Origin of the sequence: Candidatus Paralachnospira sp. LCP21S3_A2 (assembly GCF_052118925.1) — a bacterium.
Classification (GTDB): Bacteria; Bacillota; Clostridia; order Lachnospirales; family Lachnospiraceae; genus Lientehia.
Genome location: NZ_JBQKGG010000013.1, coordinates 39,110 through 62,087, shown reverse-complemented (window position 1 = coordinate 62,087; position 22,978 = coordinate 39,110). Strand labels below are relative to the sequence as shown.

19 protein-coding genes and 1 pseudogene are annotated in these 22,978 nt (G+C 51.2%); 7 read left to right on the top strand and 13 right to left on the bottom strand.

What is annotated here, in order from left to right:
* Positions 1-3: 3 nt before the first annotated feature.
* Entirely contained in the window at positions 4-651 is a 648-nt protein-coding gene (locus ACTQ3K_RS09775; RefSeq protein WP_441567408.1) for a hypothetical protein, read from the bottom strand.
* A gap of 192 nt (positions 652-843) precedes the next feature.
* On the opposite strand from ACTQ3K_RS09775, the gene ACTQ3K_RS09770 reads away from it, so the two are divergent.
* On the top strand, positions 844-2,067 hold the full coding sequence (locus ACTQ3K_RS09770; RefSeq protein WP_441567410.1) for a hypothetical protein: 1,224 nt from the start codon (positions 844-846) through the stop codon (positions 2,065-2,067).
* A 103-nt stretch (positions 2,068-2,170) separates the two neighbouring features.
* Here ACTQ3K_RS09770 and ACTQ3K_RS09765 read toward each other — a convergent pair whose 3' ends face one another.
* The gene (locus tag ACTQ3K_RS09765) at positions 2,171-4,036 is read right to left on the bottom strand and encodes a helix-turn-helix transcriptional regulator (RefSeq protein WP_441567412.1); all 1,866 of its coding nucleotides are present in this window, start codon (positions 4,034-4,036) and stop codon (positions 2,171-2,173) included.
* A gap of 232 nt (positions 4,037-4,268) precedes the next feature.
* Here ACTQ3K_RS09765 and ACTQ3K_RS09760 point away from each other — a divergent pair, with 232 nt between their 5' ends.
* Positions 4,269-7,001, top strand: coding sequence for a transglutaminase-like domain-containing protein (locus ACTQ3K_RS09760; protein ID WP_441567414.1), 2,733 nt, complete (start codon positions 4,269-4,271; stop codon positions 6,999-7,001).
* Positions 7,002-7,099: 98 nt separating this feature from the next.
* On the opposite strand, the gene ACTQ3K_RS09755 is transcribed toward ACTQ3K_RS09760, so the two are convergent.
* The 7 genes and pseudogenes from ACTQ3K_RS09755 to ACTQ3K_RS09725 all read right to left on the bottom strand — a co-directional run bounded on the left by ACTQ3K_RS09755 (position 7,100) and on the right by ACTQ3K_RS09725 (position 14,242).
* Positions 7,100-7,690 (bottom strand): AAA family ATPase, encoded by a 591-nt coding sequence (locus tag ACTQ3K_RS09755; protein WP_441567416.1) that lies wholly within the window; start codon positions 7,688-7,690, stop codon positions 7,100-7,102.
* Between the two features lie 161 nt (positions 7,691-7,851).
* Positions 7,852-8,955: an IS200/IS605 family element RNA-guided endonuclease TnpB gene (tnpB, locus tag ACTQ3K_RS09750; RefSeq protein WP_441567417.1), complete on the bottom strand. Its 1,104-nt coding sequence runs from the start codon at positions 8,953-8,955 to the stop codon at positions 7,852-7,854.
* 18 nt (positions 8,956-8,973) lie between these two features.
* Positions 8,974-9,378, bottom strand: a pseudogene (gene tnpA, locus ACTQ3K_RS09745) (IS200/IS605 family transposase).
* Positions 9,379-9,427: 49 nt separating this feature from the next.
* Positions 9,428-11,251: an ABC transporter ATP-binding protein gene (locus ACTQ3K_RS09740; RefSeq protein WP_441567419.1), complete on the bottom strand. Its 1,824-nt coding sequence runs from the start codon at positions 11,249-11,251 to the stop codon at positions 9,428-9,430.
* A 16-nt stretch (positions 11,252-11,267) separates the two neighbouring features.
* Complete coding sequence (locus ACTQ3K_RS09735; protein WP_441567421.1) at positions 11,268-13,031, bottom strand: ABC transporter ATP-binding protein; 1,764 nt, start codon at positions 13,029-13,031, stop codon at positions 11,268-11,270.
* A 55-nt stretch (positions 13,032-13,086) separates the two neighbouring features.
* Positions 13,087-13,512, bottom strand: a complete 426-nt coding sequence (locus tag ACTQ3K_RS09730; protein ID WP_441567423.1) for a hypothetical protein — start codon at positions 13,510-13,512, stop codon at positions 13,087-13,089.
* Positions 13,513-13,678: 166 nt separating this feature from the next.
* A complete protein-coding gene (locus tag ACTQ3K_RS09725) occupies positions 13,679-14,242 on the bottom strand; it encodes a TetR/AcrR family transcriptional regulator (RefSeq protein WP_441567425.1) in 564 nt (187 codons plus the stop codon).
* A 178-nt stretch (positions 14,243-14,420) separates the two neighbouring features.
* Here ACTQ3K_RS09725 and ACTQ3K_RS09720 point away from each other — a divergent pair, with 178 nt between their 5' ends.
* Complete coding sequence (locus ACTQ3K_RS09720) at positions 14,421-14,756, top strand: DUF6110 family protein (protein ID WP_441567427.1); 336 nt, start codon at positions 14,421-14,423, stop codon at positions 14,754-14,756.
* Positions 14,753-16,828, top strand: a complete 2,076-nt coding sequence (locus tag ACTQ3K_RS09715) for a heavy metal translocating P-type ATPase (protein WP_441567429.1) — start codon at positions 14,753-14,755, stop codon at positions 16,826-16,828. The genes ACTQ3K_RS09720 and ACTQ3K_RS09715 overlap by 4 nt, the downstream gene beginning before the upstream one ends.
* A 152-nt stretch (positions 16,829-16,980) precedes the next feature.
* Here the strand turns inward: ACTQ3K_RS09715 and trxA are convergent, their stop codons facing one another.
* Positions 16,981-17,289: a thioredoxin gene (gene trxA, locus ACTQ3K_RS09710; protein ID WP_441567431.1), complete on the bottom strand. Its 309-nt coding sequence runs from the start codon at positions 17,287-17,289 to the stop codon at positions 16,981-16,983.
* 38 nt (positions 17,290-17,327) lie between these two features.
* Positions 17,328-17,522 carry a ferredoxin-thioredoxin reductase catalytic domain-containing protein gene (locus tag ACTQ3K_RS09705; protein WP_441567433.1) on the bottom strand — a complete coding sequence of 65 codons (195 nt, stop codon included), beginning with the start codon at positions 17,520-17,522 and terminating at the stop codon, positions 17,328-17,330.
* A gap of 153 nt (positions 17,523-17,675) precedes the next feature.
* Between ACTQ3K_RS09705 and ACTQ3K_RS09700 the strand changes: the two genes are divergently transcribed.
* Positions 17,676-18,230: an NUDIX hydrolase gene (locus ACTQ3K_RS09700; protein ID WP_441567435.1), complete on the top strand. Its 555-nt coding sequence runs from the start codon at positions 17,676-17,678 to the stop codon at positions 18,228-18,230.
* Between the two features lie 242 nt (positions 18,231-18,472).
* On the opposite strand, the gene ACTQ3K_RS09695 is transcribed toward ACTQ3K_RS09700, so the two are convergent.
* Positions 18,473-19,597 (bottom strand): aldo/keto reductase, encoded by a 1,125-nt coding sequence (locus tag ACTQ3K_RS09695; RefSeq protein ID WP_441567437.1) that lies wholly within the window; start codon positions 19,595-19,597, stop codon positions 18,473-18,475.
* A 521-nt stretch (positions 19,598-20,118) separates the two neighbouring features.
* Here ACTQ3K_RS09695 and ACTQ3K_RS09690 point away from each other — a divergent pair.
* Positions 20,119-20,454, top strand: a complete 336-nt coding sequence (locus ACTQ3K_RS09690) for a metal-sensing transcriptional repressor (RefSeq protein ID WP_441567494.1) — start codon at positions 20,119-20,121, stop codon at positions 20,452-20,454.
* 8 nt (positions 20,455-20,462) lie between these two features.
* A complete protein-coding gene (locus tag ACTQ3K_RS09685; protein ID WP_441578597.1) occupies positions 20,463-21,410 on the top strand; it encodes an exonuclease domain-containing protein in 948 nt (315 codons plus the stop codon).
* A gap of 91 nt (positions 21,411-21,501) precedes the next feature.
* Here ACTQ3K_RS09685 and ACTQ3K_RS09680 read toward each other — a convergent pair whose 3' ends face one another.
* Positions 21,502-22,947: a D-alanyl-D-alanine carboxypeptidase family protein gene (locus ACTQ3K_RS09680; RefSeq protein ID WP_441567441.1), complete on the bottom strand. Its 1,446-nt coding sequence runs from the start codon at positions 22,945-22,947 to the stop codon at positions 21,502-21,504.
* Positions 22,948-22,978: the final 31 nt, after the last annotated feature.

Below are 22,978 nucleotides of genomic sequence, written 5' to 3'. Positions count from 1 at the left end.
AGCTTAAAAATCTTCCGGGAACAACGTGCGCCTCAGTGCGTTGAATGCTTTTTTGCCGGAGGTTTGATAGATGGTTCTGCCGGATACAAGATTTCCGTTATTAAAGGTGAGGGTAAGAGAGGATCCATCGTTCATGGAAACCGTGATGAGATCTTCGGCATCGGAGCTCATCTCATTGGTCGGTTTACCGATCTGAAGCGCGGAAAGAGCCTGAAACAGCTCCTGGATTTCGGCGGCACCGGCTGGGATGGTGACAGTTTCGGAGGCTTCCTCGTTCCTGGTCCAGAGGATTTCAGTGACGATGGATTCGTTCCAGGAGGCGGCGAGCGCTTCAGCATCCGGGCCGAGGATCGAAAAAACAGAACGGGTATCAGAAGCTGCTGAATCGGAAGAAGCGGCTTTTGTAACGGAACCGTCTGCGGACAGATCCGAAGAATTCCGGGCTGTGCTGCAGCAGCCTGCGGACAGATCCGAAGAATTCCGGGTTGTGCCGCAGCCGCCCAGAAGCAGAGCGGAGGCTGTGACAAGAGCTGTAAAAAGAAGGCGGAAGATCCGGCGGAAACGAGCTCCGAAAGGGGCGGGACAGCCGGCAGGAGTGGGGCGGCCGGAGGTTGACAGGGTGTCATTGTACAGGATGTGTATGATGTGCATAAGCAGCTCCTTGCTTGTGGATAAATGCGTTTCATTCAGGTTTGTCTGTTCATATTATAGAAAAAAAGAAAGAAAACAGAAAGAGCAGCAGGGGTCGGTTTTCCTGATCTGGCAATGCCTGCCGCGGTAAGCGGGCTTATATGGAAGAAAATCCATTATAATGAAGGGTATAAAAGTCAGGGAGGAAAAGGCATGGAATATAAAGAGATACAGTGCCGGTGCTGCGGAAGTCCGATGAGGATCCGGCCGGGAGCCACCAGGATCCAATGTGAATACTGCGGGACGGAGTATGTGCTGCGGGGACAGGAAAAAGAGATCAGAACCATTGACTATCAGGGGCGGGGCGCACTGTTTCAGACCTATATTCCGGCGGGGTGGAATTACCGGGTCCGGACAGATTCATCCGCTTCTCCGCTGAATACCGTGGGATATGATCTTATACTGGAATCGCCGGACGGGGCGCAGCTTGTGTATTATCCCTTTGCATATTACAGGAACTATATGCCCGGCGGAAGCATGGGACGGAAGGATTACCGGTGTGACGGTGGAAGCATGTCCTGCTGGCGTCATCTATCGGAGCCTGTGGAGTATGCCAGAGAGCGGATCTGTGCCACAGTGGGACAGACAGAGGAGCTACGGCTGGAGCCTGTGGAAAATCAGAAGCTGGAGGCCCGGCTGCCGCGGTTTCAGCAGGAATCGGAGGCCAGACTGAAGCGTCAGGTGGCGGTGGGAGCGTACCGCTTCCGGTTCCGCTTTTCCAGAGGCGGACAGATTTATGACGGATATTTTGCCATGTCTCTGTGCTGGACGGCGGATGCACTGAAGGCACAGAAGCAGGCCGGGAACAGCTTTCTGGATATGCTGAAGAGCGGCGGTCTGGCAGGGCTTGGATTCCTTGGCGGGATCGGTCTTGGTACCGGAGCGGCTATCGCCCAGAATCCGGGGCAGACCTCTGACTGGGGTCGTGATTATGACATGCTTCTTATGTGGCCCCGGGAGGAGGGACGGGATCTGTCCGACATATTTGACCGGTTTATGGAGGAGCTCCGGCTGGGGCCGGCGTACTATGCACTCCAGGAAGAGGAATTCCAGAACGTACTGCAGATCATGGCGAACGGCTATATGCAGCGGCAGCAGAATGCGATCCGCAGCTCCCAGCAGATCTCCAGAACTCTTTCCGAGACTTCCGATATTGTTATGGCCGGTTATGAGGAGCGCAGCAGGAGCATGGATGAGATCTATCGGAAGAACTCCGAGGCAGTCCGCGGCGTCAACAGCTATACCGATTCTGCCGGGCGTGCCTATGAGGCAGATGTGGCCTATGATCATGTGTACCGCAAGGGCGATACCTTTGTAGGAAGCAAGAACGGAAGCTGGGAAGCCGGGCCGGAGTGGGAAGAGCTGAAGCGGCGGTAGAAGATAACACAACATAACACAACCTAACATAACACAATGAAAAAGCTGCTATGGATCGAACAACGGGCAGGCGCGATGCGCCTGCCCGTTGTTCGATTCGTTTTTACAGCTCCACCACCGGAGCAGCGAAGTTCTCCAGAGCGGAGACCATGAGCGGGTGCCGGATCACAAAGTGGATCACGGGAGCCTTGTTTTTGGAGAGGATGACCCATTTATCCTCCAGGATCCGGATCTGGATATTGCGGAAGGCATGTGTCTCTCCGATCCGCAGGCTGTAATTTTTATGAGCAGAGGCATAAGCCCTTGCAGCTTCCAGATGCGCCAGATATTCCTCGTAGGTATAGGGAAGCTCTGTTTCATAAAAAAGACCGGAGAGGGAGAGTGTCATGGGATACTGCCGGAATTCCTCCGGAGAAAGCCTCGGAACCTCATCGAGAACCGGATTTTTCTCCAGAATGGTTTCCATGCGGCGGCGCTCGGTTCCGGCAAAGGCCAGAATCCGTTTCTGATCCTCGCCGGACACCTGATGGCGGGCCAGAATGGAGGCCAGCAGAGGCTCCGGCATGGTATACAGAGGCAGAGAGGAGAGCCGGTTCTGGCGGTTTCCTTCGGTAAGATGATTGAGCCGGAGAAATGTTTCGTAGGCATCGGCATTCTCGCTGCGGAAGATTTCCATAAGCGGCAGTGCTCTGGAAAACAGATCTATGGAGCGTCTGCGGTAATAGGCCGTTTCCTCCCGGTTGTTGGTGAGATAATATTTTCCATGGTCATGATACCCGTTGATACATTCCCCGCTCAGCGCGGCATGACCGGAGGTGTAAAGAAAATGGTGGTACACCTTTGTCTGGGGATCCTTTAAGTAAAAGGGCGAGATCTGGCCGGTCATATAGAGAGGAATCCAGCTTTCCAGTCCCAGAATCATCTCCTCAAAGGGGCGGTCGATGCTGTGGATGATGTTGATGTGAAGTCCCTTCTTGATTGTCATGGCGATGGCAAACATCCATTTTTTGGCGAAATCCGTGTCTGCCGCCATATCGGCCATGGGCATGTCGCTGCACATATAGACCGGGTCCATAGAACGGGAGAGTACGGTTGATTTAAAAAAATCCAGTTCGCCCTGCTTCATAGATTCTACCCCGTAGTAGGTTCTGGAGGTGGGAAGCCGGAACGGAACGAACGGAATTTTCAGTTCGTTAAAATGGATCGCGCGGATATATTTATCTAAATCAAACTGATCCAGCTTCTCCAGAAAAGCTTCCATGGATGCGCCGGGATCGGATGCTGTATTGTCCGGTGCAGCGCCAAGGAGCCAGTCCTTTAAGCGCAGGCGGAGGGCATCCTCATCGGTACGGGAGGCCGGTGCATCGGAGTCGGTACGGGAGGCCGGTGCATCGGAGCCTGTATCAGCCGTGGCTTCTGTGACTGAGACAGAAGGATCGCCTGTGTGGGCGGCAGCGGTTGTGTCGGTGTCATTTCCGATCAGGTGCAGCAGGTTCATTCGATCATCCGGACGGGAGAAGCGCCGGAGCACATAGGCACAGACGCTGTCCACAAAGGCTTCCGGGTCTGCGGGACGCCGCTTTCCGGAGCGGATCCTGGACAGATAGGAGGCATCAAAATTTAAGGCGCGGGCAAGCTCTGTCATACTGATGCCCAAAAGATCGGTCAGATGGCTGAAGTTGGCCGACAGGCGGGAGAAATCCACCTGATTTTTTGAGAGAGAGGAGCGGAAGACCGCAAGGATCACAGGCGCGGAGAAATCCGCAGAGCCACCGGTCTGTTTTTGCATGGACAGAGCCGAAAGCGCTGACGCAAGCTTAGCCAGCTGTTCGCTGTTCGGGTCGGGAATCCGCTCGCCGGTCCGGTAGCGGCTGATCGTGGCGCCGGAGAGACCGGAGACCTCCGAAAGCTCTTTGGCGGAGCAGCCGATGTGATGGATATAGTGATTTAACTGTTCAGAAAATGTCATAGGTAAGATCCTTTCGACCTGGGCCATAGTCCGCAGGATTGAGCGGTCATCTGTTTTGCTATCGGAAGCATTACCACCGCTGGCATTGACAGATGGGGTAAAACTCAGCGAAAGCTGTCTGAATCTTTTATAATAGAGACAGAAAAGCCGGGGGCTTTGACAGCTTTCGAGCGATAGATATATACATAATACTAGCAGAGAGTGCGGCAAAAGGAAAGGGGAGAGCGTGAAAATGAACAGAAAGAGGAAGCAGAGCCGTCAGATCCTGGCGGCAGTTTTAACGGTGATTCTGTCCATGAGCGGCTGCGGAGGAGCGGGCGCTTCCGCTGATAAGAGATTTCTTGCAGGAACAGGGAAGGCTGTAGAGCAGGCACAGGAAATTTTAATGGAAACCGCGGCGATGGCTGACGAGATGAGCGGCGCCTGCAGCATTCTGTATGAACAGATGCAGACAGATGATTCGGCGGTAGACAGCTTTGTGGAGCGGTGCCGGGAAAGTCTGGAAAAGCAGGAACAGAATATCGAAGCCTTTCAGAATCTGAAGAAGGAGGCGGAACAGGTATCAGCAAAATCGGAGACCGGACAGGCCGTTCAGGACGCGCAGGAGGAATATTTTTCCGACGGTCTTGCAGTCATGGAGGATATGAAAAAGACGCTGGAATTCTATATCGCCCAGAATGATGCGTTCCAGCCGTTGATGGGAGCCATGGCAACGGACAATTCGGAGATTCAGCAGTATCTCCAGACGGTTTATGATTCTGCGAGACAGGTAAAGACAGAGCTTCTGGCGTTGGAAACGCCGTCTTATCTGTCCGATGTCTGGCCTCATTATGTGGGATCCATGGATCTTCTGTTAAAGTACATGGAATCTCAGTCCCAGGGACTTGCGTATTCGGATGTGCTGCGGCTGTATTCAGCCAACCAGCTCATCAGCCGCATGGGACTGGAGGCGGCTCAGTATGAGGAGACCATTTTTGACCTTATGAGCTGGGAATTTACCCATTCGGCAGAGGTGGCGGAAAACAGTGTGAAGCGTCTCGGAGAGGAGATCCTTTCTGACTGCAGACAGGGAACGGTGCAGGAGAACGGTTATCAGACGGAGAGCCCGGTCGTGTATGTCCACAAGTCTGTGGTGGACGAGATCCATCCGAACCTGTATCCGTCCATGGATTCTGTGGCCAACCTGCTTCTCTACACCGATAAGGGGATCAGCAGTGTTATGGTACGGGCGGAGATCGATGGATTCTCCCAGGTTTATGAACAGAAGGTTACGCTGTCGGAGGAGATGACCTATCTTATGATCAAACCGCCGGTGCTGTCGGATATGCCGGATCTTTCGTCCGGGCGTGACACTCAGCTTACGATTTCTGTGACGGACACGGCTACGGGCGATGTGATCGAGCAGGAAACGAAAAACCTGAAGATTTACAGTATTTATGATTATAAGACCAGCAGTGATGAGTTCGGGATTATTCAGAATGACAATATCCTGGCCTGGATGACGCCGGAGACGGACGGTGTGCTGGCGGTACGGCGGAATGCGATTTCCTGGCTGGAGAGCAATTTCGGGAGCCAGTATGGAATCCTGCCGGGTTATCAGTATGCGTACGGCTTTGGTGAGGGAGAAGAGCAGTATGTGACATATTATCAGGTGGCGGCAATCCAGAGCGCCATCAGCAATATGGGTGTACGCTATAACATGGGAGCGTATTCATTTAATGCGACGCAGCGGGTGCTTATGCCTGATGCGGTGCTTCAGAGCGGATCGGGAATCTGTATTGAGACGGCGGTGCTCATGGCCAGCGTGCTGGAATCGGCAGGCATGCACGCCATGATCGTTTTGACACCGGGTCATGCGCAGACGGCGGTGGAGACCTGGTCAGGCTCCGGCCAGTATTTCCTGATTGAAACCACCTGCCTGCCGTTCACGGCAACGGAGGATGGACTGAACAGTCTGATTACGCCACTGGACAACCAGGGCTGGGCGGATTATCTGTCCAATGCAGAGCAGAGGGCACAGCAGTCCGGCGGCATGGTTTATATTGTAGACTGTGATCTGGCGACCACGCTGGATATTAAGGGACTTGCTTATGGGAATGCCAGGCTCCAGGCGGACACCTCCGGTACAAACCAGACACCTGCAGACGGCGGACAGACAACGCCGGGAACAGACAATGGAACCGGGAATGGAAGCGGCGGGACTCCGACCGCAAAGGGCAGCGCATATACCCTGACTCATTATGACGGCGGCTTTTTCAGTATGGATCTGCCGAGCGGCTGGAAGCTGGAGACAGTCGGCCAGTATGCAGGCTTCGGATATCGTGCGTATGATCCGTCCAATCCGGATATTCAGATCTTTTATTTTGGAGAACTGGGGCCGTATTTCCGAAGTGAAGCGGGACGGCAAAAGTATATCAGTACCGGGATGGATGGAAGACTGGCACTTCTTCCGGTTCTGGATCCGGCGTCCGTGTTATCAGCAGTAAATGCCATGAGCAGCTATGCCCAGGCGTATACGACAATCCAGGGAGAAACGTTTAACTTCCCGGCGATTCAGAGCTTTTCCCTGAGCGAGGAGAAGCAGATAACAACGGCACTTTCCTCTCTGGCGGTATATGAATCCGTTATCAGCGGTACACTGATTTCGGGATCGGGGGCATCCTGCCGCGGAATTATACAGGGATCCGTAGTGGATATGGGAAGCTATGAGATTGACGGGGTGGATGCGATGCCGACAATGGCACTGAGCAATGTTTACGGAGTCATTGCACCGGAGGAGACGTTTGAGGCAGTTGCGCCGACACTGCTCCAGTCGCTGGCAAGCTTTGCCTTTACGGAGGAATATGTTCAGGAGGCGATGAATGCGTCCAACGCGATCGCTCAGAGTGCCCAGGAATATTCCCGACAGAATTCGGCTATGATGGAAGAAATTACAAGGGAGTTCAGTGAATATATAAGGCAGTAAAAGAAAGCCGGGGTATGCAGACTGGGAACGCTGCATATCCCGGTGATTTTTTGTTTCATAGGAAAGTGCGTCCTATGAAGCAAAAAATGTGAACGTGTTTAAGAACATACGCTGAGCAGCAGATTTGCACATTCTTCGGCGGTGAGAACACTGGTGTTCAGCTCGATGTCGTAGTTTTTGCGGTCGTCCCAGTCCTTCTGGGTCCAGTATTTGAAATAGTTGCGGCGCTGGCGGTCTCTTTTATCGATCAGCTGTCTGGCGGCTGCTTCCGAACAGCCTTCGCTGTTCATGGTTCGGCGGACTCTGGAATCCAGGCTGGAGGAGTAGATGTAGACTCTCAGCGCGCCGGGGTCGTCCTTCAGGATTTCAGTGGCACAGCGGCCGATGAAGACAGCGGGGCTTTCCTTGGAAAGCTTGCGCATGGTCTTCTGAAGTCCGTAGAAGAGCTGGTGGACGGTGATACCGGGGTGAAGCTGCATCTGGTTCACATAGCTGGACAGGTCGTAGAGGAGGCTGCCGCTCCGCTTTTCATCATAATATTCCAGCATGCTGACGGGAACGCCCTGATCTCTGGCGGCTTTCTTTAAAAGCTCGCCGTCGTAATAGGGGATCCCGGCCAGCTTTGCAGTCAGGATCCCGATCTCCCGGCCGCCGCTTCCGAATTCCCGTTCAATGGCGATTGATTTCATGGAATACTCCTTTCCGCAGCCGGAGCTGCTTTGTGATCCGGTTAAGATACCTGGTGAACTACCCATTGTCTAAAGCCAATGGGCTTCCTGCTTCGCAGACCTCGTAACCTACTATCTCCACAGGCGTTAATTCGGGCAGTCCCTGCCCTATATTGTTATTTTTATGCTATTTGTCTTAATCCTTCTTCCAGTATATTTTTTGCTGCGTTGATATCCCTGTCATGATTTGTTCCACAGACAGGACATGTCCATTCCCTTACTGATAGATTTTTTGTCTCTGTATTTTGGTATCCACAGACTGAACACAGCTGACTACTGGCATAGAATGTGTCTATTTTGACATATTTCCTGCCATTCCACTTTGCCTTATATTCTAACTGTCTTGTCAGCTCATACCATGATACATCACTTATAGACTTTGCCAAACGGTGATTTTTTACCATGTTTTTTATCTGCAAATCTTCCGAAACTATCACTTGGTTTTCGCTGATAATCTCATGGGACATCTTGTGCAGATAATCTTTTCTTGTATTTGTTATTTTTTCATGGCATAATGCTATCTTTTTCTTTGTTTTGTAGTAATTTTGACTTCTTTTCTCTTTATGGGCTAACTGCCTTTGCAGTTTCATCAGTTTTTTTTCGTGTTTTCTGATGATTTTTGGATTTTCGTATTTCTTTCCAGCAGAAGTAATACATAACTCCTTAATACCTAAATCTATTCCTGTATTTTGATTTATATGTGGCAGTTCCACGTGTTCTGTTTCCACTAAAATTGATACATAATATTTTCCACTCGGAACTTGTGATATCGTTGCCGATTTTATCTGTCCGATAAAATTTCTATGCAGTTTTGCTTTTATTCCTTTTAATTTAGGCAGTTTTACTCTATTGCACCCGAAATCTACTGTTATATTGCCATTCGTAACATTTGTTGTATATGACTTATGATTATTGTGTTTACTCTTAAACTTCGGATAACCTGCGTGTTCCTTGAAAAACTTCTGGTATGCAGCATCCATGTTGTAAATCGCATTTGTCAGAGCAAATTTATCCACTTCTTTCAGCCATTCATACTCTTTCTTTAATTGTCTATTGCAGTAATTGTTACAGTCGGTTTTACTAACTGATTTTTTCTCTTTCTCATATACTTCTTTCCGGTATGCCAGTGTCTGATTATATACAAAACGGCAACAGCCAAATGTTTTTGCAATCTGTATTTTCTGCTCATTATTTGGATATATTCTATATTTATATGACTTTAACATCCACTGTCACCGTCTTTCTCAACCTTGATTTTCTATATATCTCTTCCGCATTTCTTCCGATACATTTCCTACACTACAGGCAAAATATCCATCTGTCCAAAAGGTATGTTCTTTCCAGAATTATTTTCGTAAATATTGGAGATATCTTTTCCATATATGGTATGTTGTATAGCTCTTCATCAGGTTTACAATCTTACTAATAGACATTGTTGGTTCTGTCTCTATCATATAGTGAATGTGGTCTTTATCTGTTTCCATATATCTTATTATCACACTGTGTCTCTGACATATTTCATACGAAAACTGTTTTATATCATCTGATATCTGCCTCGAAACCAGTAATTTCTTCCTATATTTACAGACAAAAATAATGTGATATTGTAATAGGTATTTGTGTCTGTTTTTAGATTTCCATGTTCCCATGCCATGAGTATACAATAATTTCTGATTTTTGGCTACCTTAACCCACCGTCTAAAGCCAGTGGGATTGCGGTAGCCTTATTTCAAACTGGCTGTTGTAGAGATCGGCATAGAAGCCGCCCTTTGCCAGAAGCTCCTCGTGGCTGCCCTGCTCGATGATGTCGCCGTCCTTCATTACGAGGATCAGGTCGGCGTTTTTTATTGTAGAAAGACGGTGGGCGATAACAAAGCTGGTACGGCACTCGGTCAGCTGATCCATTGCTTTCTGGGTGATCAGTTCCGTTCTGGTATCGACGGAGCTGGTAGCTTCATCGAGGATCAGCATGGGGCTGTTCTGTATCATGGCGCGTGCGATGGTGAAAAGCTGCTTCTGTCCGGCAGAAACGGCAATGTTTTCCCCAAGAACCGTATCAAAGCCCTGAGGGAGTGTTTCGATAAAGTGGTAAATCCCACAGGCCCGGCAGGCGTGCTCTAACTGTTCGTCAGTGACATCCGTATGGTTGTAAACAAGGTTTTCACGGACGGTTCCCTCCATGAGCCAGGTGTCCTGAAGCACCATGCCGAAGAGGTCATGGACGTTCTCCCGGGTCAGCTCAGAGGTGGGGATTCCGTCAATGCGGATGTTTCCGCTGTTCACCTCATAAAACCGCATCAGCAGGTTTACCATGGTCGTTTTTCCGGCGCCGGTGGGGCCGACGATGGCAACCTTCTGGCCGGGCAGCACATGGGCGGAGAAATCCTTGATGATGATCTTGTCCGGTGTGCTGGGGTAGCTGAATTTCACATGAGAAAATTCTACTTCTCCGCGGACATCCGTAAGGCGTGTTGTCTTTGCACTCTCATCGGAAAGCTCTTCCTCCTGTAGGAAGTCAAAAATCCGGTCACCGGCGGCTGCGGCACTCTGCATCTGGGTCATACCCTGCGCCAGAGTGGTCAGAGGGGAGGTGAAGAGACGCACATACATGATAAAGGCGGTGATCACGCCGAAGGTGATCTGGCCGTTCATAACTAACACGGCGCCGAGAACGCAGACAGCCACATAGCCCAGGTTTCCGATGACGGTCATCAGAGGCTGCATGATACCGGAGAGGAACTGGCTTTTCCGGCTGGCCTCATAGACCTGACGGTTCATTTCATTGAAGGTTTTCTTCACATGATTGTTTGCTCTGGAAAGGCGGACAACGGCATGGCCGGAGTAGATCTCCTCAATGTAGCCGTTCATGCGGCCAAGGCTTTCCTGTCTGGCGATAAAGAATTTCTGAGAGCGTTTCATAATGAAGGCCATGAGTGCAAAGCCAAGAAGCGTTACAAGGATGGCAGCCAGAGCCATCCGCCATTCGGTCACAAACATCATGAGCAGGCAGCCGAGAAACTGAAAGATGGCACTGATCATGGAGGGCAGGCTGTTGGCCATGGCCTGCTGGAAGGTGCTGACATCGTTGGTCACACGGCTTAAAATATCACCATAGGAGATCTTTCCGAAGCATTTCATGGGAACGCGGTTGATCTTTTTACAGAGATCCTGCCGCATCTTCCAGGAGAGCTTTAAGGTGATGGTGGCCATAATGTAATGTTCAATATAGGTAAACAGGCTGCTGCACAGATAAAAGATCAGAAGCATTACTCCGACCCTTCCGATGGCAGTCAGGTCAATGGAGGAGGTCAGTCCGTCTGCGATCAGATCCGTGATCCGGCGGAGCTGGTTAGGTCCGATGAGGGTCAGGACTGCTCCGGCGATGGCCAGAACCATTGCTGCGATCATGGGGATCAGAATATTTCCGGAGTAGGAAATCATTTCCTGAAGGACACCGGTAATCCCACGCTTACTCTTTTCCGGCACATTCATGCCGCGGTTCATCATTCTTCTGTTATTCATAATCGATTTCACTCCCTTATGCACCGAGCTCTTTTTCGGACAGCTGTGACATGGCAATCTCGCGGTAGACAGAACAGTTCTTCAGAAGCTCTTCATGTGTTCCGATGCCCACGGCTTTTCCTTCGTCCAGAACGACAATCTTATCGGCGTTTTTGATGGTGCCGATCCGCTGTGCCACGATCATGCAGGTGGTGCCGTTTAACTGTTCGGCCAGGCCTTTGCGCAGCATGGAATCGGTTTTGTAATCCAGGGCGGAGAACGAGTCGTCAAAGATCAGGATCTCCGGCTTTCGTGCCAGTGCTCTAGCAATGGACAGACGCTGCTTCTGACCACCGGAGACATTGCTGCCTCCCTCGGTGATGGGGGCATGAATGCCATTGGGAAGCTTTGATACAAATTCTGTTGCCTGAGCGAGAGACAGTGCCTGTGTTACGTTTTCATCCGTAGGGGCAGCGGTGCTTTCACCGAACAGGACGTTTTCGCGGATATCACCGGCGAAGAGTACGGCCTTCTGGGTTACATAGCCGATCCGGTTGTAAAGCGCATCGAAGCTGTAATCCCGGATATTTCTGCCGTCCAGCAGCACCTCTCCGGAGGAGACATCATAGAACCGCGCCGCCAGGCTGACCAGGGTAGTCTTACCGCTTCCGGTGGCACCGATGAAGGCGATGGTCTCTCCCTTATTGACCTTAAAGCTTACATGCTCCAGGACATCCTTTCCGGAGGAGGAAGGATAATGAAAGGAAACATCTTTAAATTCCAGAGTACCCTGTTCGGGGGCTTCAGAAGCAGTGCCTTCTTTCAGCCCGATTTCTGTGTCCAGCACCTCGTTGATACGTCCGGCGGAAACCTGGGCATAGGGAAGCAGCATGACGATCATGACCATCATCATAAAGGACATGATGACGTAGGTGGCATATGTTCCGAATACGACGATGTTGCTGAACTGGGAGATCCGGCCGGTCATATCGGTCAGTGCCGTGTTTTCCACGATGGAAGCACCGACCCAGTAGATCACCAGAGCCAGGGCATTCATGGCAAAGGTGACGGTTGGCATGAGGACTGCCATTCCCCGCTGGTTAAAGAGCTGGGTGTTCATCAGAATATCGTTGGCCTTCTCGAATTTATCCTCCTGGTACTGCTCGGCGTTGAAGGCATGAACGACATTGATGCCGGTTAAATTTTCTCTGGAGATCCGGTTGATGTTGTCGGTCAGCTTCTGAACACGCTTGATCCGGGGAAGGATAATGGTCACGATGGTAAGCATAACCACCAGAAGGGCAGCAACGAAGCCGGCAGTGATCACAGAAAGCGTCCAGCTCTTTCCGATGATCTTGATGACCGCCCAGACAGCCATAATGGGAGCCTTGATCAGGATCTGCAGTCCCATTGCCAGGAACATCTGGATCTGGGTGATATCGTTGGTGGTACGGTTGATCAGGCTGGGAACGGAGAAGGCCTGCATCTGTTCCTGTCCGAAATCGGCAACCTTATGAAAGACCTTTTCACCGGTGGTATAAGTGAAGCCGGAAGCAACCTGGGCGGCAAGATAACCGCAGAGGATGCTCAAGAAGGCACTGACAAGGGTGCAGCCCAGCATTTTTAGGCCCTCCCGGCCAACCTGGGCGATCGTACTGCCCTGGGTCTCGATGAGCACGGTCAGGCTGCTCATGTAATCGGGAAGCTTTAAGTCAAAATAAATTTGCCCCAGGATCAGGAGCACACATAAACCGGCCATGCCCCATTCCCGTTTTCTCATTTTTTTCAAAAGTTTTAACACGTTAGTCCTCCTTGATGTTGTCATAGCCTGGAACTGCCAGGGAAACTGCCGATGCTTATTCTCTGCGGCTGTTTAGTTCTTTTTCTTCCGCAGCCAGGGCTTCCAGTGCTGCCAGAAGCGCCCGCTCCGCAGTCTGAACGGCGAAATCCAAGGCATATTCTGCCCGCAGAAGCTTTGATTCCGCCGACTGGGTCATCAGAAAATCATCGGGGCAGGTCTGCTTTAGCTGCTCCTTCGTCTGACAGATGATCTGCTCGACCTGATCATAGGATTCAAAAAGGATCCTGGCGGTTTTTGCGTGAGAATATTTCATGTTATTCCGAAGAATCTGCTGATTGTTACTGATTTCACTCCGAAGCGTGCGGATCATGGCATCGCGCTGTTCGCCGGTCATGGAGCTGATCTGGCTGAGCTGATCTCTCAGCCTGCTGATTTCGCAGTCAAGCTGCTCCAGCTTGATGCAAAGTGTGGTATCCGGCATGTTGATTCCTCCTTGCAGACGGATATGGTCTTTCCTTGAAACGTTACTTATTTTAGCCGGGAACGGAGAAAAGTGCAACTGACAGGTTTTGAATGGTGTATAGACAAAAACGGAAAAGTGTAAAAGAAAATGAAAAAGGGAGATCTCGGAAAGAGATCTCCCGGGTCTATTTTACTGTGGGGCAAGGCCCTGCTTTCGTCTGTGGCGGGATTCCTTCAGTGATAAGACGGTAAACTGTATGGACGATCTCATCCAGATTTTCACTGTCGGCATCGGTCCAGCCGGCAAGGATGCCCATAATGGCCTGGCAGTGGTAGCGCTTTACCAGGTCGAACTGGGACTGGCTCAGATCGGCATACAGATGACGGCTTCTGGCGAAGCTGTCAAAAATATCATAAGCCTGATCGGTCAGCATACCGCGGATTTCCGCAGCATAGTTGGTATTCTGGCTGCGGCGGATATAGGGAATGGAATTAACCGCAGTCAGAAAGAAGAAGCGAAGCTTTTCCTCCGGCCCGGCCTGGGAATCCATGCCCTTCAGCCAGTGTGTGATCCCCTGTTTCATAGCCCAGCGCAGAAGATCCGGAATATCTGCAAAATGATAATAAAAGGTCTGTCGGGTGATCCGGCATTTTTCCACAATATCCTTTACGGTAAGCTTTTTGACCCGCTTTTCAAAGAGCAGGGTTCTGGCTGCCAGTGCGATGGTTTCTTTCATATCTGCTGCCATAAAATTCCTCCGGTCATAACTGCAAGATGGTACAGACCATTATACAGAAAAAAACGGTGGAGGGGAAGAGAGAATTTTATGACGGGCTAAATGAAAAAAATATCAGGAAGGAAGGTTGCGCTTGACAAGACGGGGTTTCAGGATATAATATGCGGTTATTCAAAGGAGGAATTGTATCATGGCAAAAGATTATAAGAAATTAGCGTTGTTTGTAGGCGGCACTTTATTCGGGAGTGCAGGAATCAAGCTCTTATCCAGCAAGGACGCAAAGAAAGTATACACGAACATAACAGCTGCCGTCCTTCGGATGAAAGACAGTGTAATGAGCACTGTGACAACGGTACAGGAGAACGCGGGAGATATTCTGGCAGATGCAAAGGAGATCAATGAGAACCGCGCCGCTGCAGCAGAGACCGTTGAAGATGCTTCGGAAGAATGTGGATGTGAGGATGAAGGCAAGTGCGAAGAGTCCTGCGCATGTGATGAAAAGGAAGAAGCAGCAGAAGAATTATGAAATTTCAGATTGAACATGAAAGCCGCGGGCGGATCCGTATCCGCGCGGTACAGAAACGGATGACGCTGGAGCAGGCCGATCTGTTTGAGGCATGGCTGGGGCAGTTAAAGGGCGTGTCTCAGGCCACCGTTCATGAACGGACCTGCTGTGCCGTGATCTGTTATCAGAGCGACCGGAATGAACTGATCACGGCCATCAGCCGGTTTTCCTATCAGGCAAAGGGCATGGATGCTCTGATGCCGATCCACAGCAGCCGGGAGCTGAACAGAACCTATCAGGAAAAGCTGGTCAGCATGACGGCGTTCAAGTTTTTAAGACGTCTGTATCTTCCGGCTCCGTTAAATGCCATTTATACGGTATGCTGCGGAATTCCCTATGTATGGCGTGCGGCCAGATGCGTAGCAAAGCGTCGGATGAAGGTGGAGCTGCTGGACGGTGTTTCCATCGGAATTTCTCTGGTTCGCCAGGACTTCGGAACGGCCGGCTCGGTTATGTTCCTTCTGCGGCTGGGTGAGCTTCTGGAGGAATGGACCAGGAAGAAGTCCATGGATGATCTGGCACGGTGTATGTCTCTGAACATCGACCGGGTATGGTTAAAGACCGGAGACGAAGAGGTTCTGACACCGATCTCCAGGATTCAGGCGGGCGATGAGGTCTGCGTCCGGGTTGGCGGCATGATCCCGCTGGATGGTGTTGTGACCGAGGGTGAGGCCATGGTAAATCAGGCGTCCTTAACCGGGGAATCCATTCCGGTTGCAAAGCGTCCCGGCTCTGCTGTTTATGCAGGAACCGTCATTGAGGAGGGCGAATGGGTTCTCCGGGTAACGAAGCAGTCCGGAACCGGACGGTATGATAAGATCGTTACCATGATCGAGCAGTCGGAGCGGCTGAAATCCGCAGTGGAAAACCAGGCGTCCAGCCTGGCGGACAAGCTGGTTCCTTATACCCTTGTGGGCAGCGGACTGGTATATCTGATGACGAGAAATGTGACAAGGGCGCTTTCTGTGCTCATGGTCGATTTTTCCTGTGCGCTGAAGCTGTCCATGCCGCTGGCGGTGCTCTCGGCGATGCGTGAGGCAAGCACCTGCCATGCCACGGTTAAAGGTGGGAAATATATGGAAGCGCTGGCAAAGGCAGACACCATCGTGTTCGATAAGACAGGAACTCTGACGTATGCAAGTCCTGTCGTGGCGAAGATCGTGACCTTTGGCGGACGGAAAGAAGATGATATGCTGCGTCTGGCAGCCTGCCTGGAGGAGCATTTCCCTCATTCCATGGCCAATGCGGTGGTACAGGCGGCAAAAGAGCGCGGACTTGCCCATGAAGAGATGCATTCCCAGGTTCAGTATCTGGTGGCCCATGGGATCGCCAGTACGGTTGGCGGGAAAAAGGTCATCATCGGAAGTCATCATTTTGTATTCGAGGATGAGGGCTGTGTGATCAAGCCGGAGGAGCAGGAGGCCTTTGACAGTCTTCCGGTGCAGTACAGCCATCTGTATCTTGCCATTGCCGGAGAACTGGCGGCAGTCATCTGTATCGCGGATCCTCTCCGGGAAGAGGCGGCAGACGCCGTAAAGGCACTGAAGGCTCTTGGAATCAAAAAGACAGTTATGCTCACCGGCGACAGCGAGCGGACGGCAGCAGCCATTGCCGCACAGGTCGGTGTGGATGAGTATCGTTCCGAGGTACTGCCTGAGGACAAGGCAAACTTCGTGGAGGCAGAACGGAAGGCCGGTCATGCGGTCATTATGCTTGGCGACGGCATTAACGATTCTCCGGCGCTTTCTGCGGCAGATGTAGGAATTGCGGTCAACAGCGGTGCGGCCATCGCCAGAGAAATTGCCGACGTGACCATCGCGGCAGACGATCTGTTTGAGCTGGTAAATCTTCGGAAATTATCGGATGCACTGATGAAGCGAATCCATTCCAATTACCGGTTTGTCATCGGCTTCAACGGCGCTCTGATTGGTCTTGGTGCAGTCGGAGTGTTACAGCCGGCCACATCGGCATTATTACATAATGCGTCTACCCTGGGCGTCAGCCTGCGGAGCATGACGAATCTTCTGGATTAGGCCGGGGATTCAAGGAAAACAAAAGAGGTGCGGTTCCGGAAATGGAATCGCACCTTTCTGGGTTCATAGGAAAGTGTGTCCTGTGAAACAAGCATAAAGGGCATTGTGAAATCGAAATCCTATAAAAGCTGGCTGGGATGCGTCCCGTTCTGTCAGATCAGAGCAGTCAGTTCTTCTTTTGAGCAGAATCCGATTGTTTTTCCGGCGGGCTCACCGTTCTTGAAGCAGATTACGGTGGGAATGCTGACAACATGATACTTCATGGCAAGTCCCATCTGTTCATCAACATTCACTTTTCCAACCTTTACCTTTCCCTGATACTCGTCGGCGATCTCCGCAACGGTCGGCGCCAGCATTTTACAGGGGCCGCACCAGTCTGCCCAGAAGTCTACCAGGACCGGCAGATCCGACTGCAGTACTTCTTTCTCAAAATTCAGTTCGGTAAGTGTAATTTCAGACATGATAATCATCCTTTCATAAAGTCGGCAGAGGTTCCTCGTCAGCCTTTATAATAGAGCATACAGTGACAAAATCCCTTAAAGTCCGGATCTTTGATCTGTTCCCGGAACTCCCTGCACATACACTTGTTGTCCTCCGTTCGTTCCAGCCGGCAGGGACAGTATCCGCCGGTCCGTTTGAGCCCTTCTTTTACGGTCCGTACGATCTCAGCATCGGGATTCAACGTTACCTTCATGAATACAGCACCTCCTTTTCTTCATCATACCCCAGTGGGGCATGAGCGTCAAGGGGAGATTTACAGCCGGCAGTATGTTTCCGGCCGGTCTCTTGCAGACCGTCGGAAAGAGTGGTAGACTGATAAGAAAAATGACGAAAAAGAGGATAACGGATGGAGCTGGAGAAGGCACTTGAAAAATTTTGTCCCTGGAATGAGCAGGAAGCGCGGGATCAGGAGGAAATCCTGGCCCGGCTGGCGCGGGGAGAAGCGTTATATACGAGAGAGAATACTGCCGCCCATGTTACGGCATCCGGCTGGGTGGTGAGCCCGGATCGGAAACAGGTTCTTATGGCCTACCATAACCTGTATGATTCCTGGGCCTGGCTGGGTGGTCATGCAGATGGGGAGCGGGATCTGCTGAAAACAGCTATGAGGGAGGTCATGGAAGAAAGCGGACTTACAGAAGTGAAACCGGTGTCGGAGGAAATCTATTCGGTGGAGATCCTGACCGTTAACGGCCACGAAAAGCATGGAAGCTATGTGTCTTCGCATCTGCATCTGAATGTTACATATCTGCTGGAGGCGGATCCGGCGCTTCCGGTGCACAATAAACCGGATGAAAACAGCCGTGTGGCATGGTTTTCCCTGGAAGAAGCGGTGAAACGCTCCAGCGAGCCATGGATTCGGGAGCGGATCTATAAGAAATTGAATGAGAAACTGAAATAGAGGCGCGCGATCCTCTGTCTGAGGCTGTATGGGCGTTCCGCGTATTGATATAAGGTTGATTTATAAATGTAAGCTCGCAGGCCACAGACCATCCTGCATATGCAGGCTGTCGTCTCGCGCGCAGAAGCGCGCGATCCTTTGTCTGAGGCTGTATGGGCGTTCCGCCCATACAAAAAGTCAGAAACAGCCACTGGCAAATGCATTTGCCGATGGCTGTTTCTACCTTTTTCTGCGTGCTTAACTTATTTTTCAAAGTATGCCGCGACTTTTTCCATATCTTCGATGATGGGCAGGTGCTGAGGACAGATGCTTTCGCACTGACCGCAGGCAATGCAGTCGCTTGCTTTGCCGAAGATGGTGGTCAGGCGGTTATAGTAGGAGCCCTGAGGGGTCCACCATTTGCTCTTGATTTCCTGCTTGTCGGCGTTGTAAAGAGAGAAATACTTGGGAATCGGAATGTTCATGGGGCAGCCGTCGGTACAGTAGGAGCAGCCGGTGCAGGGAATCGCGATGTTTGCGTTGAGGGCTGCTACTGCCTTGTCGATGAGTCTGTATTCTTCCTCATTTAAGGGCTTCAGATCCATCATGTAGGAGGTGTTGTCGTCTACCTGTGCAACGTTGCTCATGCCGCTTAAAACGATCTCCACATTTTCCAGACTGGCAGCAAAACGGATCGCCCAGGAAGGAATGGATGCATCGGGATCATACGCCCGGAACAGATCCTCCACCGTATCGGGAACCTGAGCAAGCGTGCCGCCTTTGACGGGTTCCATGACGAAGACGGGTTTTCCATGTTTCTTTGCCACATCGTAGCACTTATGGGACTGGACACCGGCGCTGTCCCAGTCAAGATAGTTTAACTGGAGCTGAACAAATTCCATTTCTGGATGAAGAGTCAGGATCTCGTCTAAAAGCTCCGGGGTATCATGGAAGGAGAAGCCCATTTTCTTCACAAGGCCCTGCTCCTTCTTTTCCTTTAACCAGGTAAAGCAGTCCAGTTCGTTGTAGACTTTATAGAAATCAGAACCGCAGTCATGGAGCAGGTAATAATCGAAATACTCCACGCCTGTCTTGCGGCGCTGTTCGTTGAAGACCGCATCCCGGTCTTCTTTTGTTTTAATGAAACTGGCATGAAGCTTATCGGCCAGGGTAAAGCTGTCGCGGGGATGACGATCCACTAAAGCAGTCTTGACTGCGTTTTCACTCTTGAAGGCGCAGTACATCCAGGCAGTATCAAAATAAGTAAAGCCGCGTTCCAGGAAGAGATCCACCATCTGACAGACCTGGGGAATATCAATGGCGCCACGGTCGTTAGGATCAAGAGAAGGGAGCCGCATAAGGCCGAATCCGAGTTTTTTCTTATTCATGTCAAAATCCTCCTATCATAGTTGGCGGGTATGTGAGTCCGACAGCAGCCTTAACCGAAATGACCAAAGCCAGATAAAGCGCCGTATAGATTCATTATAATAGAAGAACAGGGAAAGGAAAATAGAAAATCCTGTAAAAACAGAAAAAGTCAGGAAACAGTCAGGAACTGAGCTGGCTTCATAGAAACAGCAGGAAGCAGGGCGGGGGCTTGTACGGACTGATAAAGTATGATAAAATGACCGTATTGTGGCTTCGGTAAGGAAGCCGGACAGCAGGAGCGCCGTGAAGGCACCGGACAGAAGATCAGGAAAAGACGGGAGAACGAGTGGTGGGAGAACAGAATACACATATTCATATCAGGGAAGACGGAACGGTAATCCGCCACAGTCACGGACCCGGAGGAAATGGTGAGCCGATGGCACACGGCCAGATTATGGCCTCCGATGAGGCGGCACCCAGGGTCAGCAGTGTGCATTTTCATGAAGACGGCGGACATGTGCATGCGGAGGAGACTCTGCGGATGACGGGGCACAGCCATGAGCAGGAGGAGGAAGCAGAGCATACCCATATCCATACGCACGGCGGCCATCCCCATGTCCACACGAATACCAAGGCAGTGCTGAACCGGATCAGCAGGGCCATCGGGCATCTGGAATCCATCAAGCGCATGGTGGAGGAGGGCAGGGACTGCAGTGAGGTCCTGATCCAGCTTTCGGCGGTGAAATCTGCCATTAACAACACCGGAAAGGTGATCCTTCAGGATCACATTGAGCACTGTATTGTTGATGCGGTGGAATCGGGTGACCGGGAGGTTCTGATCGAGCTGGAAAAGGCTATCGATCGATTTATTAAATAGACTGGGCGGTGAATTGTTTGCATTATATTGTGATGGATCTGGAGTGGAACCAGAGCCCGAGAGGAAGAGCCGGAAAATGCGGAGATATGCCCTTTGAGATCATAGAGATCGGCGCGGTAAAGCTGGATGAGCAGCTTCAGGAGGTCGGACAGTTTCATGAGTTTATCAAACCGGCGGTCTACCGTCAGCTTCATTATAAGACAAAGGAGATCCTGAATCTGGATGTGAAGGAGCTGGAGCAGTGCCGTGGGTTTAAGCCGGTGATCCGGGATTTCCTGGACTGGTGCGGCGACGATTATCTGATCTGTACCTGGGGTTCCATGGATCTGACGGAGCTTCAGCGCAATCTTTCACATTTTCATCAGAAAAATCCATTTCCAAAGCTGGCATTTTATTATGATATCCAGAAGCTTTACAGCCTTCTTTACAGCGATGGGAAAGACCGCTGTTCTCTGAAAACAGCAGTGGAACAGCTTGGAATCCCGGAGGACATTCCGTTTCATCGGGCCATCGATGATACGATTTATACGGTCCGTGTTATGCAGAAGATGGATCTGGAGGCGGTAAAGCAGTATATTTCCGTGGACTATTTCCTTCTGCCGGATAAAAAAGAAGAGGAGCTTTCGCTGGTGTTTGACCGATATGCCAAGAGCGTGTCCCGTGTGTTTTCCACCAGGGAGGAGGCCATGGCTGACCGGGAGATCACTTCAACGCAGTGCTACTGCTGCGGAAGAAGACTGCGGAAAAAGATCCGCTGGTTTATGATCGGCGGAAAGAATTATCTGTGCCTGGCATATTGCCCGGAGCATGGCTACATGAAGGGAAAGCTTCGGATTAAAAAGGCGGAGCACGGCGGAGTCTTTGTGGTAAAGACGCTGAAGCTGATCAATGAAGAGCAGGCAGAGCTGGTACGCCAGAGGAAGAAAGAAATCGAAAAGAAAAAGAGACAGAAATAAAACCACAGGATCTTTCCGGGAACGCCGCAGGGCGGGAGAGATTCTGTGGTTTGTTTCATGCTGTTATGAAATAAGAGCCAGGATCAGCCAGTTATTTTCGGTCAATATAGCTGTCCTTTTTGCTGAGATAGTGCCGGGTTCCCCGACGGCGCTTTTTATAGGCCTGCTTTGTCTGTGAGATCCGGTTTGCCCGGTGGTTTCGGGAGCTGCGGTTACGCAGATACAGAATCAGAAGAACAAGCAGGATCAGAACCAACAGAATCAGAATGACCAGGAGCCAGACGGGAAAGCCGGAACGGCTCCTTTTTACAGTGGGAGTATCCGGGCCGGAGAGCGTTTCCGGTGTGGTTTCATGGGTCTGGGAACCCGAGTTCGCAGCCGGCGAAAAGCTTACGGTTCCGGTTCCGAGACAGACACCATTATAGCGGTATGCTACGGTTCCGATGGTCGTGGAATCCATGGAAGCCTGCTGGCTGGCGGGAAACAGCGTCACGGCAGCATTGAGGCTGTCTGCGGTGATCCCGTCTGGAAGAACTGCCCAGTTATCGCTGTTAAGAGAAAGGGTTCCGGTTTCCGGGTCCAGTGCGGCCTGAGCCAGAACCGCTTCCCTTACGGCCTCCAGGGCAGCAGCGCTTCCGCTCATGTCACTGGCCGAGAAATGCTCAAAACCGTAGTTGAACATGGCGATGGTATCATCATAATGCTTCCAGTTGGATTTTAAGGAAACGGCGATCAGCTCCAGGTCACCGCGTTTTGCATAGGTGACGAGGGTGTTTCCGGCCTCCGGTGTGAAGCCGGTTTTTCCGGAAACGGTGCCTTCATAGGTGTAATCCGATTCGCACATCATCTTGTGAGTCTGCTTCAGATACCGGGTTTCTGCTGTTTTGTTGGTAGGCGGGATTTGATATTTGTCTGCGGAGGAGATGGCGGTAAAGGTTTCGTTGTCCACCAGTGCCTGCATGATCCTGGCCATGTCGTGGGCAGTGGTGTAATGGTTCTCATCATGAAGCCCGTTGGCGTTGATGAAATGGGTGTCGGTGCAGCCAATCTGAGCTGCGCGGTTATTCATCATTTCGGCAAAGGCACTCATGCTTCCGGCCACATGCTCCGCCAGCCCGTTGGCAACCTCGTTGGCGGATTTTAAGAGAAGGGCATAGAGACATTGCTCCACGGTCAGCTCTTCTCCCTCCTGGACACCGATATGGCTGGAATCTGCTTCGATACTGTAAACTGCTGCATGAGAAAAGGTAACGGTTTCATCAAGGGAACAGTTTTCCAGAACCAGCAGAGCGGTCATAAGCTTGGTGATGCTGGCCGGATACATACGCTGTTCTCCGTGTTTGCTGAATAGAACGGTTCCGGTGCGGGCGTCCATGAGAAGTCCTGCTTCCGCCTGGAGCACAGGTCCCTCCGGCCACTGGGAAAGCGTCGAGGGTGATGCTTCCTCCCCGGAATCCTGCGATGCCAGAACCGGAACCGCAGTAAAAACAGAAACTGCCGCGATCAGCAGGCAGAACAGTTTTCGGATTGATTTCATGCTGATAGACTCCTTTATGATTTGGTGCGGA

Excerpts from the sequence above, each read along its gene's own strand:
- ACTQ3K_RS09725 (WP_441567425.1), bottom strand. The coding sequence starts at position 14,242 with ATGGCAGCAGATATGAAAGAAACCATCGCACTGGCAGCCAGAACCCTG.
- ACTQ3K_RS09700 (WP_441567435.1), top strand. The coding sequence starts at position 17,676 with ATGGAGCTGGAGAAGGCACTTGAAAAATTTTGTCCCTGGAATGAGCAG.
- ACTQ3K_RS09680 (WP_441567441.1), bottom strand. The coding sequence starts at position 22,947 with ATGAAATCAATCCGAAAACTGTTCTGCCTGCTGATCGCGGCAGTTTCT.
- ACTQ3K_RS09690 (WP_441567494.1), top strand. The coding sequence starts at position 20,119 with ATGACGGGGCACAGCCATGAGCAGGAGGAGGAAGCAGAGCATACCCAT.
- ACTQ3K_RS09740 (WP_441567419.1), bottom strand. The coding sequence starts at position 11,251 with ATGAATAACAGAAGAATGATGAACCGCGGCATGAATGTGCCGGAAAAG.
- ACTQ3K_RS09705 (WP_441567433.1), bottom strand. The coding sequence starts at position 17,522 with ATGAAGGTAACGTTGAATCCCGATGCTGAGATCGTACGGACCGTAAAA.
- ACTQ3K_RS09760 (WP_441567414.1), top strand. The coding sequence starts at position 4,269 with ATGAACAGAAAGAGGAAGCAGAGCCGTCAGATCCTGGCGGCAGTTTTA.
- ACTQ3K_RS09755 (WP_441567416.1), bottom strand. The coding sequence starts at position 7,690 with ATGAAATCAATCGCCATTGAACGGGAATTCGGAAGCGGCGGCCGGGAG.
- ACTQ3K_RS09730 (WP_441567423.1), bottom strand. The coding sequence starts at position 13,512 with ATGCCGGATACCACACTTTGCATCAAGCTGGAGCAGCTTGACTGCGAA.
- ACTQ3K_RS09775 (WP_441567408.1), bottom strand. The coding sequence starts at position 651 with ATGCACATCATACACATCCTGTACAATGACACCCTGTCAACCTCCGGC.
- ACTQ3K_RS09770 (WP_441567410.1), top strand. The coding sequence starts at position 844 with ATGGAATATAAAGAGATACAGTGCCGGTGCTGCGGAAGTCCGATGAGG.
- tnpB (WP_441567417.1), bottom strand. The coding sequence starts at position 8,955 with ATGTTAAAGTCATATAAATATAGAATATATCCAAATAATGAGCAGAAA.
- ACTQ3K_RS09715 (WP_441567429.1), top strand. The coding sequence starts at position 14,753 with ATGAAATTTCAGATTGAACATGAAAGCCGCGGGCGGATCCGTATCCGC.
- ACTQ3K_RS09765 (WP_441567412.1), bottom strand. The coding sequence starts at position 4,036 with ATGACATTTTCTGAACAGTTAAATCACTATATCCATCACATCGGCTGC.
- ACTQ3K_RS09695 (WP_441567437.1), bottom strand. The coding sequence starts at position 19,597 with ATGAATAAGAAAAAACTCGGATTCGGCCTTATGCGGCTCCCTTCTCTT.
- ACTQ3K_RS09720 (WP_441567427.1), top strand. The coding sequence starts at position 14,421 with ATGGCAAAAGATTATAAGAAATTAGCGTTGTTTGTAGGCGGCACTTTA.
- trxA (WP_441567431.1), bottom strand. The coding sequence starts at position 17,289 with ATGTCTGAAATTACACTTACCGAACTGAATTTTGAGAAAGAAGTACTG.